The sequence below is a fragment of the Kitasatospora sp. NPDC018058 genome (genome assembly GCF_044327205.1).
GTDB lineage: Bacteria > Actinomycetota > Actinomycetes > Streptomycetales > Streptomycetaceae > Kitasatospora.
This window is the reverse complement of record NZ_JBIRFA010000023.1, coordinates 29,340-45,491: the sequence shown is the minus strand read 5'-3', so window position 1 is coordinate 45,491 and position 16,152 is coordinate 29,340. Positions and strand designations below refer to the sequence as shown.

Annotated in this window: 15 protein-coding genes; 7 read left to right on the top strand and 8 right to left on the bottom strand. The window is 72.8% G+C overall.

Going from position 1 to position 16,152, the window contains the following annotated elements; all coding sequences use genetic code 11:
• Positions 1–168 precede the first annotated feature (168 nt).
• The 3 genes from dapF to miaA form a co-directional block, all read right to left on the bottom strand.
• Positions 169–1,074: a diaminopimelate epimerase gene (gene dapF, locus ACH4E7_RS28770; protein WP_396251971.1), complete on the bottom strand. Its 906-nt coding sequence runs from the start codon at positions 1,072–1,074 to the stop codon at positions 169–171.
• A gap of 50 nt (positions 1,075–1,124) precedes the next feature.
• The gene (locus ACH4E7_RS28765; protein ID WP_396251970.1) at positions 1,125–1,637 is read right to left on the bottom strand and encodes a hypothetical protein; all 513 of its coding nucleotides are present in this window, start codon (positions 1,635–1,637) and stop codon (positions 1,125–1,127) included.
• Positions 1,638–1,874: 237 nt separating this feature from the next.
• Positions 1,875–2,834: a tRNA (adenosine(37)-N6)-dimethylallyltransferase MiaA gene (gene miaA / locus ACH4E7_RS28760; RefSeq protein ID WP_396251969.1), complete on the bottom strand. Its 960-nt coding sequence runs from the start codon at positions 2,832–2,834 to the stop codon at positions 1,875–1,877.
• A gap of 233 nt (positions 2,835–3,067) precedes the next feature.
• Here miaA and ACH4E7_RS28755 point away from each other — a divergent pair, with 233 nt between their 5' ends.
• Positions 3,068–3,313 carry an antitoxin gene (locus ACH4E7_RS28755; protein ID WP_396251968.1) on the top strand — a complete coding sequence of 82 codons (246 nt, stop codon included), beginning with the start codon at positions 3,068–3,070 and terminating at the stop codon, positions 3,311–3,313.
• A gap of 4 nt (positions 3,314–3,317) precedes the next feature.
• On the opposite strand, the gene ACH4E7_RS28750 is transcribed toward ACH4E7_RS28755, so the two are convergent.
• Positions 3,318–4,016, bottom strand: a complete 699-nt coding sequence (locus tag ACH4E7_RS28750) for a hypothetical protein (RefSeq protein WP_396251967.1) — start codon at positions 4,014–4,016, stop codon at positions 3,318–3,320.
• An 87-nt stretch (positions 4,017–4,103) separates the two neighbouring features.
• Positions 4,104–5,606, bottom strand: a complete 1,503-nt coding sequence (gene miaB, locus ACH4E7_RS28745) for a tRNA (N6-isopentenyl adenosine(37)-C2)-methylthiotransferase MiaB (RefSeq protein WP_396251966.1) — start codon at positions 5,604–5,606, stop codon at positions 4,104–4,106.
• A gap of 96 nt (positions 5,607–5,702) precedes the next feature.
• Between miaB and ACH4E7_RS28740 the strand changes: the two genes are divergently transcribed.
• Positions 5,703–6,722: a TAXI family TRAP transporter solute-binding subunit gene (locus tag ACH4E7_RS28740; protein WP_396251965.1), complete on the top strand. Its 1,020-nt coding sequence runs from the start codon at positions 5,703–5,705 to the stop codon at positions 6,720–6,722.
• Positions 6,723–6,728: 6 nt separating this feature from the next.
• On the opposite strand, the gene ACH4E7_RS28735 is transcribed toward ACH4E7_RS28740, so the two are convergent.
• Both ACH4E7_RS28735 and ACH4E7_RS28730 read right to left on the bottom strand, forming a co-directional pair.
• Positions 6,729–8,162, bottom strand: coding sequence for a sensor histidine kinase (locus ACH4E7_RS28735; RefSeq protein ID WP_396251964.1), 1,434 nt, complete (start codon positions 8,160–8,162; stop codon positions 6,729–6,731).
• Between the two features lie 6 nt (positions 8,163–8,168).
• A complete protein-coding gene (locus tag ACH4E7_RS28730) occupies positions 8,169–8,927 on the bottom strand; it encodes a response regulator transcription factor (protein WP_396251963.1) in 759 nt (252 codons plus the stop codon).
• A gap of 382 nt (positions 8,928–9,309) precedes the next feature.
• Between ACH4E7_RS28730 and ACH4E7_RS28725 the strand changes: the two genes are divergently transcribed.
• From ACH4E7_RS28725 to ACH4E7_RS28705, 5 genes are all read left to right on the top strand, one after another.
• Positions 9,310–10,083: an amino acid ABC transporter ATP-binding protein gene (locus tag ACH4E7_RS28725; RefSeq protein ID WP_396251962.1), complete on the top strand. Its 774-nt coding sequence runs from the start codon at positions 9,310–9,312 to the stop codon at positions 10,081–10,083.
• Positions 10,084–10,201: 118 nt separating this feature from the next.
• The gene (locus ACH4E7_RS28720; protein ID WP_396251961.1) at positions 10,202–11,107 is read left to right on the top strand and encodes a glutamate ABC transporter substrate-binding protein; all 906 of its coding nucleotides are present in this window, start codon (positions 10,202–10,204) and stop codon (positions 11,105–11,107) included.
• Positions 11,108–11,163: 56 nt separating this feature from the next.
• On the top strand, positions 11,164–11,814 hold the full coding sequence (locus ACH4E7_RS28715) for an amino acid ABC transporter permease (RefSeq protein ID WP_396251960.1): 651 nt from the start codon (positions 11,164–11,166) through the stop codon (positions 11,812–11,814).
• Positions 11,811–12,659 (top strand): amino acid ABC transporter permease, encoded by an 849-nt coding sequence (locus ACH4E7_RS28710; protein ID WP_396251959.1) that lies wholly within the window; start codon positions 11,811–11,813, stop codon positions 12,657–12,659. Before ACH4E7_RS28715 ends, ACH4E7_RS28710 begins: the two co-directional genes overlap by 4 nt.
• Before the next feature lie 122 nt (positions 12,660–12,781).
• The gene (locus ACH4E7_RS28705; protein WP_396251958.1) at positions 12,782–14,506 is read left to right on the top strand and encodes an FAD-dependent monooxygenase; all 1,725 of its coding nucleotides are present in this window, start codon (positions 12,782–12,784) and stop codon (positions 14,504–14,506) included.
• 51 nt (positions 14,507–14,557) lie between these two features.
• On the opposite strand, the gene rny is transcribed toward ACH4E7_RS28705, so the two are convergent.
• On the bottom strand, positions 14,558–16,027 hold the full coding sequence (rny, locus tag ACH4E7_RS28700; RefSeq protein WP_396251957.1) for a ribonuclease Y: 1,470 nt from the start codon (positions 16,025–16,027) through the stop codon (positions 14,558–14,560).
• Positions 16,028–16,152: the final 125 nt, after the last annotated feature.

Here is a 16,152-nt window from a genome sequence, read left to right as displayed (position 1 = left end):
CGGCAACGGTCGCCGGGTGCAACCCCTCCCCAGGGGGTTGATCGACCCGGTGGTCCATGCTACCGAGCAGAGCACGTTCCGCGATGCCGCGATTCCCGTCCGCGACCGGTATCACCCGATCGGGGGGATTCGTCGCCGCACGAAATGGGCAAACCGGGCCGACGGGCCCTAACGCAGCGACTCCCACCAGCGCGCGTCGAGCCGCCCCTCGGCCACGATCACCGCCGGCCCGGTCATCTCCACCCGGCCGTCCGGGTGCTCGGCGATGACCAGCCGGCCGCCCAGCACGTCCACGGTGTAGGAGACCGTCTCGCCGGTGGCCGCCGGGTCCAGGCCGTCCCGGCGGATGGCCGCCACCGCGACGGCGCAGGCGCCGGTGCCGCAGGAGCGGGTCTCGCCGGAGCCGCGCTCGTGCACCCGCATCGCGACGTGCCGGGGGCCGCGGTCCACCACGAACTCGACGTTGACGCCCTCCGGGTAGACGCCCTCGGGGCTGGTCAGCGGCGCGGTGCGCAGCTCACCGGCGTGGTCCAGGCTCTCGACGAAGGCCACCGCGTGCGGGTTGCCCATGTTGACGTTCAGGGCGGGCCAGCGCCGCTCGCCGACCGTGACCTCGATGCCGTCCGGTCCGGGCAGCCGGGCGCGGCCCATGTCGATGGTGACCTCGCCGGGGGTGCCGTCCTCGGCGTCCTCGGCGACCTTCGCGGTGAGCACCCCGGAACGGGTGGCGATCGCCTGCTCGCCGGGCTTGGCGAGGCCGGCTTCGACCAGGAAGCGGGCGAAGACCCGCAGGCCGTTGCCGCACATCTCGGCGATGCTGCCGTCGGAGTTGCGGTAGTCCATGAACCACTCGGCGCGGTCGGCCAGGTGGGCGGCGGCCGGGTCGGCGGCGGCGCGCACCACGCGCAGCAGCCCGTCCCCGCCGATACCGGCCCGCCGGTCGCACAGCGCGGCGACGGCCTCCGGGCCGATCTCCAGCACACCGTCCGGGTCCGGCACGATCACGAAGTCGTTCTGGGTGCCGTGCCCCTTGAAGAAGGGGAGACCGGCCTGCTGAGGAGAGGATGCGCTCACCCCTCCGATGGTACTGACACTCGCCCGCACGCCCGTGGCGCGCGGTCGGCTCAGCGCAGGTACGCGACCCGCCACACCGCGAGCGCGCAGGCGGCCAGCGCGATCAGGGTGTAGACCACGATGGCCTTCCAGCCGGCCCGCCGTCCGGAGCCCCGGCGCGGCAGCCCCGGCCACTTGTAGCCGGCGTGCCGGGCGGCCATCGCGCCCCAGCCGACCGAGGCGGCGGTGAACAGCAGTCCGAGCATCCCGACCATGGTGGCGCGCGCCCCGGCCGAGCCGAAGGCGAGCGGGAAGGCGAACATCAGCGAGCCGAGGGTGCCCAGCAGGGCGATCGGCAGGGTCTGCCACCAGCGCAGCCGGCGCAGCGGTCGGATCTCGCGTTCGTGCACCGGGGCGTCGGGCGGGGTGCGGGTGTCCAGCGCGGGCACCGCGACCGCGTACGAGGTCGGCGCCTCCAGACCGGTCAGCACCGGGAGGTCCCCCATCGTGGACTCGTCGAACTCCTCGGCCGGTGCGGTGACACTCCCGCCCTGACCGGGTTCGGGGCCGGTACCCGTCGACACACGGCCTCCCCTGACAGTTCGACACGAGCGGACTCGCGGCCGGGCACGGTCGGCCCACGCGGGCCGACCCCTATGGCATCGATGATGGCATGTCCAGAGGGGCCGTTCGGGACGTGACCGGGGTCCTCGGGTGATCCGTGGCCATCACGTGATCGGGCCGTGACCCCCGGCTCGTCCTGCACGGCCACCTGCGCGCGCAAGTGCACCGCCGGATTGGCCGGAACCCGTCCCCAGGCCCTATGCGGCCGAAACGCCCTGACGCCCGATCAGCTCGAAGGACCGTTCCAGCAGCTCGACCGGGTCGGTGCCGGCCGGGCGGGAGAGCCAGTGGATCCGGTCGTCGCGACGGAACCAGGACTCCTGACGGCGGGCGAAGCGCTTGGTGGCCCGTACGGTTTCGGCCCGCGCCTCGTCCTCGGTGCACTCGCCGGCGAAGTGGTCGAGCACCTGCTGGTAGCCGAGCGCCCGGGAGGCGGTCCTCCCCTCCCGCAGTCCGACCTTCTCCAGCTCCCGCACCTCGTCCAGCAGTCCGGCCTCCCACATCCGGTCGACCCGCAGCGTGATCCGCTCGTCCAGCTCGGGGCGCGGCACGGCGACGCCGATCTGCACCGCCTCGTACACGGCGGTGTTGCCGGGCAGGTTGGCGGTGAACGGCTGCCCGGTGATCTCGATGACCTCCAGCGCCCGGACGATCCGCCGCCCGTTGCCGGTCAGGATCGCCTCGGCGGCCGCCGGGTCCAGCTCGGCCAGCCGCCGGTGCAGCGCGTACGGACCGGCCTGCTCCAGCTCGGCCTCCAGCCGGGCGCGCACCGCCGGGTCGGTGCCGGGGAACTCCATCTCGTCGATCGCCGCCCGGACGTACAGCCCGGAGCCGCCGACCAGGACGGGCGTGCGCCCGGCCGCGAGCAGCCGGTCGATCTCGGCCCGGGCCAGCCGCTGGTACTCGGCGACGCTGGCGGCCTCGGTGACCTCCCAGACGTCCATGAGGTGGTGCGGCACTCCCGCGCGCTCGCCCATGGTGAGCTTCGCGGTGCCGATGTCCATGCCCCGGTACAGCTGCATCGAGTCGGTGTTGATCACCTCGCCGCCGAGGGTGCGGGCGATGGCGACGGCCAGGTCGGACTTGCCGGCGGCGGTCGCGCCGACGATGCAGATCACACGGGGAGGGGCGACGCGCGGGGTACGGGAGCTGCTCACCGCTCCAGTCTCCCACTGCCCCGCTCCGGGGACGGCCGCCGGGACACCGGAGGCCGGGCTGCCGCCCGCCCCCGGCCGCGCGACGATATGAGTGTTCCGAGGACTCTTCGAGGAGTGCTTCGAGAACCGCTTCCGTGCCTGTTTCCGGCCGTTTCCGCAGCTGGCCCCGGTTTTGCGAACGCTTTACCGGCCACCGGCGTTGTGCAGGGTGACAGGGAGAGAAGGAGATCGCCATGGGCCTGATGGACAACCTCAAGGGCAAGGCCGAGGAGCTCAAGGAGAAGGCCAGCGAGCTCGCGGGCAAGCACAGCGACCAGATCGAGAGCATGGTGGACAAGGCCGGCGGCGCGATCGACAAGGCCACCAAGGGCAAGTACAGCGAGAAGATCGAGCACGGCGCCGGCAAGGCCAAGGACGCGGTGGGCGAGTTCGCCCACAAGCCGAAGCCGGGCGAGGGGGGCCAGGCCCCCCGGTCCTGACGGGTCAGCTCCAGGAGGCCACGAAGTACCCGACCCCGTACGGCGCGTCCTGGTAGCCCAGCCGCGCGGTGAGGCCGGCGCCCTCGGCGGCGCCGGCCAGCACCTGCCAGGGCGCCCGGCCCTCGGCCTTGAGCTCGGCGGCGAGCCCGGAGTCCAGGGCGGCGAGGGCGGGCAGGTCGGCCGAGGCCAGTGCGGCGGCCAGCGCGGCGTCGAAGCCCTCGGCGCGCTCGTCCAGGTAGCCGGGCGCCTTCACCGAGCGGCAGGCGCTGCCGTCGCCCAGCACCAGCAGGGCGACCCGGTCGGCGAGGCCGGCCAGGCCCTGGCCCAGCCCGAGCATCCGGTCGGCGGGGGCGTCGGCGGGCACCGCGCAGGCGTGCGTCGGCAGGGTGACCCCGGCGCGCTCCAGCAGCCAGGCGCCGACGGTCAGCGAGGGCGCCAGCTCCGGCCCCTCGACCCGCTCGCCGGGCAGCTTGGCGACCAGCGCCACCCCGTACCGATGGAAGGACCCGGCCCCGCCCTCGGTCCACACCTCGGCCTCCGGCCCGGCGCCGACCACCACGACCAGCTCCGGCTCGGCCGCGACCAGCGCCGCCAGGGCCTCGTCGCAGGCTGCGCGCAGTTCGTCCAGCTCGGGCGCGGCCCCGGCGGCGACCTCGGGGACGAGCAGCGGCGGACAGGGGCACACGGCGGCGGCTACCAGCATGTGGATCACTCTAGCCGGGAGCCGAACGGCCCGGCGGGAGTCGGAGCTCCCACCGGGCCGCCGGACGAAGCCGTCCGGAACGGGGCGTCAGTCGCCGCAGCAGGCGCCGCCCGCCGGGGCGGCCAGCGGCAGCTCGGCCGGGGCGCCGATCTTCGGCAAGCCCAGCAGCACGCCGGCCGGCTTGGCGGCGGGCTTGGCCTGACGCTTCTCCCAGGCGTCGCCGGCCCGGGTGCGGCGCACCGCGAGCGCCGGGCCCTCAGCCAAAAGGTGGTGCGGGGCGGCGTAGGTGATCTCGACGGTCACGATGTCGCCCGGGCGCACCGGCTCGTCCGGCTTGGTGAAGTGAACGAGGCGGTTGTCGGGGGCGCGGCCGGAGAGGCGCTGGGTCTGGTCGTCCTTCTTGCCCTCGCCCTCGGCGACCAGGATCTCCAGGGTGCGGCCGACCTGCTTCTTGTTCTCGTCCCAGGAGATCTCCTCCTGGAGGGCGATCAGCCGGTCGTAGCGGGCCTGGACGACCTCCTTCGGGATCTGGTCCTCCATCTCGGCCGCCGGGGTGCCGGGGCGCTTGGAGTACTGGAAGGTGAAGGCGTTGGTGAAGCGGGCCTCGCGGACGACGTGCATCGTCTCCTCGAAGTCCTCCTCGGTCTCGCCGGGGAAGCCCACGATGATGTCGGTGGAGATCGCCGCGTCCGGCATCGCCTCGCGGACCTTGCGGATGATCCCGAGGAAACGCTCCTGCCGGTAGGAACGGCGCATCGCCTTGAGCACGCGGTCCGAGCCGGACTGCAGCGGCATGTGCAGCTGGTGCATCACGCTCGGGGTCTCGGCCATCGCGGCGATCACGTCGTCGGTGAAGTCGCGCGGGTGCGGCGAGGTGAAGCGGATCCGCTCCAGGCCCTCGATCTGACCGGCGGCGCGCAGCAGCTTGGAGAAGGCCTCGCGGTCGCCCAGGTCGGAGCCGTAGGCGTTGACGTTCTGGCCGAGCAGGGTCACCTCGATGACGCCCTCGTCCACCAGCGCCTCGATCTCGGCGAGGACGTCGCCGGGGCGGCGGTCCTCCTCCTTGCCGCGCAGCGCGGGGACGATGCAGAAGGTGCAGGTGTTGTTGCAGCCGACCGAGATGGCGACCCAGGCGGCGTACGCGGACTCGCGGCGGGTGGGCAGCGTGGAGGGGAAGGTCTCCAGCGACTCCAGGATCTCGACCTGGGCCTTGCGCTCGACCGCGGCCCGCTCCAGCAGCGCCGGCAGGTGCCCGATGTTGTGGGTGCCGAACACCACGTCGACCCAGGGGGCGCGCTTGACGATGGTCTCGCGGTCCTTCTGGGCCAGGCAGCCGCCGACGGCGATCTGCATGCCCTGGTGGCGGCTCTTGACCGGCGCGAGCTGGCCGAGGTTGCCGTACAGCTTGTTGTCGGCGTTTTCCCGCACCGCGCAGGTGTTGAACACGACCAGGTCCGGGTCGCCCTCCGGCCCGGCCTTGACGTAGCCCGCGTCCTCCAGCAGGCCGGACAGCCGCTCGGAGTCGTGGACGTTCATCTGACAGCCGTGCGTGACGACCTTGTAGCTCTTCAATCCGCTCTCACCGCTCACCAGACCAGGGTACGGGCAGCCGCGAGCCGGTTTTCCCGGAGCTTTCCACAAGCCGTTCCCCTCCCGTTCGGCCGGAGCGCCTGGCAGTATCCCTGCATGGCCCCCACCAATCCATCACGTCTCGGCGCCGCCGTCCGCCGCGCGGCCCGCAGCCCGCTGTGGCGGACGGTGCTGGTGCTGGTGCTGCTGGTCACCGGACTGGGCGGCTGGTGGCTGTCGGCGGGCCGCTCGCCCGGGTACCCGCGCGGGGAGACCCGCTTCGCGACCGGTGTGCAGCGCGGCGTCTACGACCGGTACGGGCAGCTGCTGCAGACCCACGTCTCCCGGGCCATGCCGGGGGTGCGGCTGGCTCTGGACAACACCGAGGGCTCGATAGACAACCTCACCCGGGTGATCAACGGTCAGGACACCTTCGCGATCGCCACCGCCGACGCGGTGGCCGACTACCAGGGGCCCGGCAAGGACAAGCTGCGGGCGATCGCCCGGCTGTACGACGACTACCTGCAGCTGATCGTCCCGGCCTCCTCCACCGTGCGCCGCACCGCCGACCTCAAGGGCCTGCGGGTGGGCGTGGGCCTGCCGCAGTCCGGGGTGAACCTGGTGACCAAGCGGCTGCTGGCCGCGGCCGGCCTGGACCCGGACCACGACATCACCCCGGTGATGGCCGGCGTCGGCGACGCCGCCGACCAGCTGCGCGAGGGCAAGCTGGACGCCTTCTTCTGGTCCGGCGGCCTGCCGACCAGCGCCCTCACCGACCTCTCCGACCACGTCCGGATCCGGATCGTCCCGCTGAGCGACCTGTCCGAGGCGCTGCACAAGGCCGAGGGCGGCGGCACCGACGCCTACCGGGCGGCCACCATGCCCAAGGGCACCTATCCGAACGCCGAGCCCAAGGACGCCGTCGCGACCGTGGCCGTGCCCAACCTGCTGATCACCCGGGACGACGTGAACCCGGAACTGGTGGAGGGCATGACCCGGGCGGTGATCGACAGCCGCGACCAGATCGGCGCCCAGGTACACGCCGCCCAGCTGGTCGACCTGCGCACCGCCGTCTACACCGACCCGCTCCCGCTGCACGAGGGCGCGGCGCGCTACTACCGCTCGGTGAAGCCCTGAGAGGCCCTAGGGTTTCCGAGGACGCGGCACCGCCAGCGTCACCGCCAGCCCGGTCGGCTCGACCGGGGCGAAGCCGAGCGAGCCGCCGCCGGCCGCCAGCAGGGTGCGGGCGATGGACAGGCCCAGCCCGGAGCCGTCCACGTTCTGGTGCCGCGGGCTGCGCCAGAACCGGTCGCCGGCCCGGGACAGCTCGTCCTCCGTGAGCCCCGGCCCGGCGTCGGTGACGGTCACCGCGACCTCGTCCCGGCGCACCGCGACCCGCAGCCGCACCTGGCTGCCGGACGGACTGAACTTGAGCGCGTTGTCCAGCACCGCGTCCAGCGCGGAGCCGAAGCCGATCGGGTCCGCCATGCCGATCGCCAGCGCCGGGCCGTCCCAGCGCAGCTCGATCCCGCGCTGCTCGGCCACCGGCTGCCAGCCGTCCACCCGGGCCAGGGTCAGCTGGGTGAGGTCGGTCTGCTCCGGTTCGGGGCGGGCGTGCTCGGCGGTGGCCAGCCCGAGCAGATCGTCCAGCACCCGGGCCAGCCGGGTGCCCTCCTCCCGGACGCCGCTGAGCTCCTCCTCGTGGCCCTCGGGCAGTTCCAGGCCGAGCACCTCGACCCGCAGCAGCAGTGCCGACAGCGGGTTGCGCAGCTGGTGCGAGGCGTCCGCGACGAAGGCCTTCTGCTGGTCCATGGCGTGCACCACGTGGTCCGCCATCTCGTTGAACGAGCGCGCCAACCGCTGGAGCTCGGGCGGCCCGCCGCCGGGCGCGACCCGGGCGGCCATCCGGCCGGTGGCGATGTCGTGGGTGGCCCGGTCCAGGGTGCGCACCGGACGCAGCACCCACTCGGTCAGCCGGACGGCCAGCAGCACGGCGACGATCATCGCGACCGACTCGCCGCCGGCCACCACCAGCCACTTGTGCAGCACCCGGGTGCGCAGCGCCGCGGTCGGGGACTCGCTCAGCACCACCGCGACCACGTCGCCGTCGCGCACCACCGGGGTGGCCACGGTGATCGTGCGGTCCTCGGTCCACGGCCACACCTGCGGCGGGTTGTGGCTGCGCCGCCCGTCCAAGGCCTCCTGGAAGGCCTGGGCGCCCCAGCCGACGGCGGGCACCCGCCAGTCCGCGGGGGCGACCGATATCGGCATGCCGTCACGCTGGAAGATGCCCAGCCGCACGCCGTACAGGTCGAAGTAGCGCCGGACCTCGGCGTCGATCGCGTGCCGGCGGCTGAGGTCGCCGGGAGCGGGCTCCGGGTCGCCCTTGAGGGCGGAGTCCAACGAGGCGGCACCGGAGGTGGGCAGGTCCTGCGCGAAGCGGGCGGCGTCGTCGAGCCGGTCGACGACCACCTTGCTCTGCTCGGCCGCCGCGAACGCCGCCGCGAGCGGCAGCCCCAGGGCGGCCAGGACGCAGAGCATGAGGGCGATCAGGATGCCGAGCAGGCGGGTGCGCACGTGCGGTCAGTGCTCCGCGGGGGCGGGTGGGGCCGGGTCGGCCGCGGTGGGCGTCGGCGAGTCGGGGATCAGCCGGTAGCCGACCCCGCGGACGGCCTCGACCAGGCCGGGCAGCGCGAGCTTGTTGCGCAGCGAGCCGATGTGCACCTCCAGGGTGCGCCCGTTGCCCTCCCAGCCGCTGCGCCAGACCTCGCTGAAGATCTGCTCGCGCCGGTAGACCACGCCGGGGCTCTGGGCGAGCAGGGCCAGCAGGTCGAACTCCTTGCGGGTGAGCGGCACGTCGCGGCCGTCCACGCTGACCCGGCGGCGCTCCCGGTCGATCCGGATGCCGCGGGACTCCAGCGGGCCGCGCTGCTGCGGTACGGCGTCGGGCGCGGGCACCGACACCGCTGAGGGCAGCGCGCCACGGCGGGCGACGGCGTGGATGCGGGCGAGCAGCTCGCCCATGTCGTACGGCTTGGTGACGTAGTCGTCGGCGCCCAGGTTGAGACCGTGGATCCGGGAGCGGATGTCGGCGCGGGCGGTCACCATGATCACCGGCACGCCGCTGCCGGCCCTGATCCGGCTGCACACCTCGAAGCCGTCGCGATCGGGCAGCCCGAGGTCGAGCAGCACCACCCGGTACGGCTCGTTGCCGTCCGGCACCAGGGCGTCCAGTGCCTCGTGCCCGCTGCGGGCGTGCCGCACCTGGAAGCCGTGCCGGCCCAGCACCGCGACCAGCGCCGCGGCCACGCGTTCGTCGTCCTCGACGAGCAGCAGTCGCATCCTGTTCTCCTCCTCTCCCCACGTGGTCTCCGGACCCGATCGGTCGGGGCCCGGCTCCTGCGCAGTATGGGCCAGCGGGCGGCCCGGCGCCAGGTTCGACCGCGCACCGGGCTCGTGGGGAACGGGGAGCACCGGCGCGGATTCCCGCTGTGACATGCCCCGTAGACGCCTTCGCGAACAGTACGTACGCTCCGTGTGTCCTTTTCGTGATCCTCAAGTTCCGCTCAGATCGGCTGACGAGGCACCGTCAGCGCTCCTAAGGTCGCCCCACCGGGGGCTGCGGCTCCGCCGGTCGCGGCTCCCGGATTCGTACCACCATTGCCACCCAAGGGAGTTGAGACTTCTCGGGTAGGCATGAACCGACACAGAGGGAGCAGGCGCGATGACCGAGAGCCCGGTCGAGGACTCCACCCCCGCAGCCGCCCCACTGGTCGTGCTGAACAAGGTCAACAAGCACTACGGCGCGCTGCACGTGCTGCAGGACATCGACCTCGAGATCCGCCAGGGTGAGGTCGTCGTCCTGATCGGCCCGTCCGGTTCGGGCAAGTCCACGCTCTGCCGGACGATCAACCGGCTGGAGAGCATCGACTCCGGCACCATCACCATCGACGGCCGCCCGCTGCCCGCCGAGGGCAAGGAACTGGCCCGGCTGCGCACCGAGGTCGGCATGGTGTTCCAGAGCTTCAACCTGTTCGCGCACAAGACCGTGCTGGAGAACGTGGTCATCGGCCAGGTCAAGGTGCGCAAGGTGATCCGGTCGCACGCCGAGAAGACCGCCCGCGAACTGCTGGAGCGGGTCGGCCTCGCGGCGCATGCCGCCAAGTACCCGGCCCAGCTCTCCGGTGGGCAGCAGCAGCGCGTGGCGATCGCCCGGGCGCTGGCGATGAAGCCCAAGGTGATGCTCTTCGACGAGCCGACCTCGGCGCTCGACCCGGAGATGGTCAACGAGGTGCTGGAGGTCATGCGCCAGTTGGCCGCCGACGGCATGACGATGGTCGTGGTCACCCACGAGATGGGCTTCGCCCGCTCCGCCGCCAACCGCGTGCTGTTCATGGCCGACGGCAGGATCGTCGAGCAGAACACCCCGGACGCCTTCTTCACCGCGCCGCGCTCCGACCGCGCCAAGGACTTCCTCTCGAAGATCCTGCACCACTGACACTTCGAGATCACGCAAGGCCGTCCCGGCACCGTTGCCGGTCGGCCCTGCCCGTGCACAACTTCCAGACGCCAGAGCCCGGTTGACGCCGTGGCCCAGCCCCAGGAGAACAACCCTCATGAGGACTTCTCGCACCCTCGCCGTGGCGCTCTGTGCCGTCGCGCTCACCGCCACCGCCGCCTGCGGCAAGGACGGCACCCCGGGCGGCTCCACCGCCGCGAGCGCGAGCAACGCCCCGGCGCTGCCGACCTACACGGTCAAGACCGACGTCAAGATCGACTCCTCGATCATCGCCGAGGCCAAGAAGCGCGGCCAGCTGATCATCGGCGCCAAGGCCGACCAGCCGTTCCTCGGCTGGGAGGACGTCGCCAGCGGCGACCGCAGCGGCTTCGACATCGAGGTCGCCAAGATGATCGCCGCCGACCTCGGCTTCACCCCGCAGCAGATCAAGTGGCAGACCCTGGTCTCCTCGCAGCGCGAGCCGGCCATCGCCAAGGGCCAGATCGACTTCTACGTCGGCACCTACAGCATCAACGACGAGCGCAAGAAGACCGTCTCCTTCGCCGGCCCGTACTACATCGCCGGCCAGGACCTGCTGGTGAAGAACGACAACACCTCGATCACCGGCCCGGAGAGCGTCGGCGGCAAGAACGTCTGCACCGCCACCGGCTCGACCTCGATCAAGAACATCCAGCAGTACAACCCGAAGATCACGCAGTTCGACACCTACTCGGCCTGCGTCGAGAAGCTGCTGTCCAACGAGGTCGACGCGGTCACCACCGACGACGCGATCCTCAAGGGCTACGCCTCCAAGTACGCCGGCAAGCTCAAGGTCGTCGGCAAGCCGTTCACCAAGGAGAACTACGGCGTCGGCCTCAACAAGGACGACAAGGCGCTGCGCGACGCGATCAGCGACGCCCTCAAGGCCCACGAGGACAACGGCGACTGGAAGAAGGCCTACGACGCGACCCTGGGCCTCTCCGGCTCCGCCGCGCCCGAGGTCCCGACCCTCGACCGCTACTGATCCGACCGCCGTACCCGACCACCTGTTCCGACCATCTGTGAGAGGAGGGCCGCCGGATGGGGTTCCTGTTCGAGCAGGACAACTTCGCGTTGTTCCGCGACGGCTTCCTGCAGACGATCGAGCTGAGCGCGCTCAGCGCCCTGCTCGCCCTGCTGCTGGGCACCCTGCTGGCGGCCTTCCGGGTCTCCCCGGTGCCGGTCCTGCGCGCCTTCGGCACCACCTGGGTGACGCTGTTCCGCAACACCCCGCTGACCCTGCTGTTCTTCGCCGTCACCTTCGGACTGCCGCCGCTGGGCGTGCACTTCAGCCACCTGGTCTTCGCGGTGCTGGCGCTCGGCGGGTACACGGCCTCGTTCGTCTGCGAGGTGATCCGCTCCGGCATCAACACCGTGCCGCTCGGCCAGGCGGAGGCGGCCCGCAGCCTGGGCATGACCTTCGGCCAGACCCTCACCCTGGTCGTCCTGCCGCAGGCCACCCGAACCGTGCTGGCCCCGATGAGCAGCGTGTTCATCGCACTGCCGAGGAACTCGGCGATCGCCGGCGCGTTCAGCGTCCCCGAGCTGTACAGCGCCCAGCAGACCTTCTCCGAGCGCGGCTATTCGATCTTCGCGATCTTCTTCTGGGTGGCCTGCGCCTACCTGCTGATCAGCGCGACGGTCGCCACCCTCTTCCGCTTCCTGGAATCCCGACTGGCGGTGGCCCGATGAACATTCTCCAGCGCCCCGCCTCGGCCAGCGTCCTCTACGACGCCCCCGGCCCGAAGGCCCGCGCCCGCTACCGCCTGTTCGGCATCCTCTCGCTGATCGGCGTCGCCGGACTGCTCTGGTACGTCATCGCCGCGCTGGCCGACAACGGCCAGTTCGACGCCGACCTGTGGGACCCGTTCCAGTACAACGCCGTCCAGCAGATGGTCGTGGACGGCCTGCTGGCCACCCTGAAGGCCTTCGGGCTGGCCGCCGTCTTCTCGCTCTCCCTCGGCGCGCTGCTGGCCTCCGGCCAGCTGTCCGACCACAAGCCGGTCCGCTGGGCCTGCACCGCCTTCGTCCAGTTCTTCCGGGCGATGCCGCTGCTGATCCTGATCGTCGCGCTCTACTACGCGTTCTTCGCCAAGGACCCGATGTGGGCGCTGGTCCTCGGCCTCACCCTTTACAACGGCTCGGTCCAGGCCGAGATCATCCGCAGCGGCGTCAACGCCGTCCCGCGCGGCCAGGGCGAGGCGGCGTACGCCATCGGGATGCGCAAGACCCAGGTGATGTCGTCCGTCCTGGTGCCGCAGGCCGTCCGCTCGATGCTGCCGTCGATGATCGGCCAGCTGGTCGTCACCCTCAAGGACACCTCGCTCGGCTACATCATCACGTACAACGAGCTGCTGTTCATGGGTAAGAGGATCGCCAGCCAGCCACTGAACGCCGCGGGTTTCCCCTACATCCCCGTGGTACTGGTGATCGGGCCGATCTACATCCTCCTGTGCCTGCTGCTGACCGCGCTCGCACGGTGGATCGAAGCACGTGGCCGTCGCGGCGCGAACCGGCGCACTTCATCTGCTGCTTGACGGACACGCAGGTGAACTGTTGCATTGCTCTTCGTGACACCTCCCGGGAGCATCCACGCGGCATATGCGGCAGCGGTAACTGACGCCGGCCCATGGGCCGGTTCGTGCCCGGAGGTCCCCTCATGGACCCGGTGATCGTGGTCGGGGCCGGACCGGTCGGTCTGGCCCTGGCCCTCGCGCTGGCCCGGCACGAGGTGCCGACGGTCGTCCTGGACGAGGGCTCCGGGCTCTGCCCCGAGGGCCCTCGCAGCGTCGTCCTCGGGGCCGACACCACCGCCTTCCTGACCCGGATCGGCTACTCGCGGGCCGTCTCCGACTCGGCCCTGTGGGACTCCTTCGCCGTCTGGCGGCGCCGCCAGGAGGTGCTGCGGATCGACCTCACCGACTCCCCCACCTTCCACCTGCCCCAGCACCGCCTCCAGCGCGGCCTGCGCGACGCCCTCACCGGCACCCCGCTGGTCAAGCTGGTCCCACTGAGCCGGGTCGTCGAGCTCGAACAGGACCGCGACGGCGTCAGCGTCCGCACCCACGGCACCCAGGACGGCTCCAGCACCTGGTGGCGCGGCAGCCACCTGGTCGGCTGCGACGGCGCCCGCTCCGCCGTCCGCAAGCTGCTGAAGATCCGCTTCCCCGGCCGCCCGGCGGTCGACCGCAACGCCATCGCCACCGTCCGGGTCGACCTGCCCTTCGACGGGGCCCGGCTGCACCGCGAACCCCCGTGGCGCGGCGACCGCGAGGCCTCCGCCCGTCCGCTGCCGGACGGCGTCTGGCGGCTCGACTGGCGACTGCCCCCCGGCCGGCCCGCCCCCACCGAACAGGTCGACCCGCACGCCACCTGGCCCGGCATCGTCACCGGCGACACCCTGCTCACCCGGGTCACCTCCACCCTCACCGGCTGGTGCGGCGAACTGCCCCGCTTCGAACTGCTCGCCGCCGCCGACCACACCGCCCAGCAGCGCCTCGCCGCGCGCTTCCGCAGCGGCCGCTGCTTCCTGGCCGGCGACGCCGCCCACCTGCACGGCGCGCTCGGCATGCAGAACCTGGCCGACGGGCTGCGCGACGCCGACAACCTCGCCTGGCGGCTCGCCCTCGCCTGGCACCTCCACTCCGGCGGCCCCCAGCCCGGCGGCCCCCTGCTGGACGGCTACGAGGCCGAGCGGCGCGGGGCGGTCGGCGCCCGGCTGCGCGCCGTCGACCAGTCCATGCCGCTGCTGCGCCCGCTGCGCGGCTGGCAGCAGACCCGGCGCTCGCTGCTGGTCGGCGGCTTCCGCAAGCACGCCCCGCTGCTCGCCGACGGCCAGCTGGGCACCGGCCGCTTCGGCGGCGCTCCCGCCTACCCGGCGGCGCCCTCCGGCATCCCCGGCCGGGTGCCGGCGCAGCACGGCGCGCGCGGCACCACCTCGCTCAGCGAACTGCTGCCCGCCACCGCCCCCGGGGTGCTCGTCCCCGACCTGCCGGTGCTCGCCGCCGACGGCACCCCCGACCACCTGCACGCCCGGCTCGGCGCCACCTTCCTGCTGCTGCTGGTCGCCCCCGGCACCGCCGTCTGGTCGTCCGAGCACTGGCTCGGCGCCGGGCTGATGCCCCGGCTCGCCGAGGTCTCCGCCGCGCTGCCCGTGCCGGCCGAGGTGCTGGTCACCGAGGAGTACCCGGGCGCCGGGCCGCACACGGTGCTACTGATCCGGCCGGACGGCCATCTGGTCGGCGTCACCCAGGGCGCGGCCACCGAGGACCTGCTGGTGCTCGCCGACCGGGCCCGCGGCGGCCCGGCACCGATCGCCGGCACGCCCGAGCCCTCGCCCGAGCCCGCTCCGGAGCCCCAGCAGGTGGACTCGGCGACGGGCTAGGGGCCTGCCTCGTGGGTTTCGGCGGCCCCGGCGGGTCCCAGGGGACAGGCCCTAGCCCGCTACCGCCGTGGCCCGGCTCTCCCGGACCACTGTCACCCGGATCTGGCCCGGGTAGGTCAGCTCCGCCGAGACCTGCCGGGCCACCTCACGGGCGATCAGCTCCGCCCCGAGGTCGTCCACCGCCTCCGGCCGCACCATCACCCGTACCTCGCGCCCGGCCTGCATCGCGTACACCTCGGACACCCCGGTGTGCGAGCGCGCGATCTCCTCCAACCGCGCCAGCCGCCGTACGTGCACCTCCAGCGACTCCTTGCGCGCCCCCGGCCGCCCGCCCGAGCAGGCGTCCGCCGCCTGGGTCAGCACGGCCGTGACCGTCCGCGGTTCCACCTCGCCGTGGTGCGCGGCGATCGCGTGCACCACCTCGGGGGACTCGCCCAACCGCCGGGCGAGGTCCGCGCCGACCGCCGCGTGGCTGCCCTCCACCTCGTGGGTGAGCGCCTTGCCGATGTCGTGCAGCAGCGCCGCCCGGCGCACCGGCTCCGGGTCCGCCCCCAGCTCGGCGGCCATCATCCCGGCCAGGTGCGCGGACTCCAGCAGGTGCCCGAGCACGTTCTGCCCGTACGAGGCCCGGTAGCGCAGCGAGCCCAGGGTGCGGACGAGTTCGGGGTGCATCCCGCCGACCCGGGCGTCCACCAGGGCGTCCTCGCCGGCTCGTACGCAGCGTGCCTCGACCTCTGCGCGGCTGCGCTCGTGCAGGTGCTCGATCCGGGTCGGGTGGATCCGGCCGTCCTCGACCAGCCGTTCCAGGGTGAGCCGGGCGGCCTCCCGGCGGACCGGGTCGAAGCAGGAGAGCTGCACCGAGGCGGGGGTGTCGTCGATGATCAGGTTGACCCCGGTGACCGTCTCGAAGGCGCGGATGTTGCGGCCCTCGCGACCGATGATCCGGCCCTTCATCTCCTCGCCCGGCAGCCGGAAGACGGTGACGGCGGTCTCCGCGGTCTGCTCCGAGGCCAGCCGCTGGATCGCCCCGGCGAGGATGGACCGGGCCCGGCGCTCGCCCTCCTCCTTGGCCTCGCGCTCGATCTCCCGGACCATGACCGCGGCCTCCCGGCGGGCCGACCCCTCGGCCTCACGCAGGAGCTGGTCGTGCGCCTGCTCGGCGGAGAGTCCGGCGGCGCACTCCAACGCGGCCGTCCGACGGGCCACCAGCGCCTCGGCCTCGCCCCGGGATCGCTCCACCTCGGCCGAGCGGGCGGCCAGTTCGTCCTCCCGCCGGCGGACCCGGCGCAGCTCCTCGGCCAGGTCCTCCTCGCGTCGGGCGAGCTCGGCCCGCTGCCGGCCGGCCTGTTCCTCGGCCCGCCGTCGGGCCTGCTCGGCCTCGGCGAGGGCCTGCCGCCGCTCCGCCCGCAGTCGTCCGATCACCACGGCGGCGAGCACCGCGAGCACCAGCAGGACGGCGGCGGCCGACCCGACGATCGGCAACACGGTGTCACCCGTGCCGGTGCCCGCCGAAATGCTCATGCCGCCCCACTCCCCGTCTTGCGCGGGCTGCCCCCGCCGGGCGCCGTCCGGAAGCGCCCGCGCACTGAGTGCGAGGCTAGGTGTGGGTCACGAAAGGGTCAAGACTTGATCTGGCCCAGATCAAG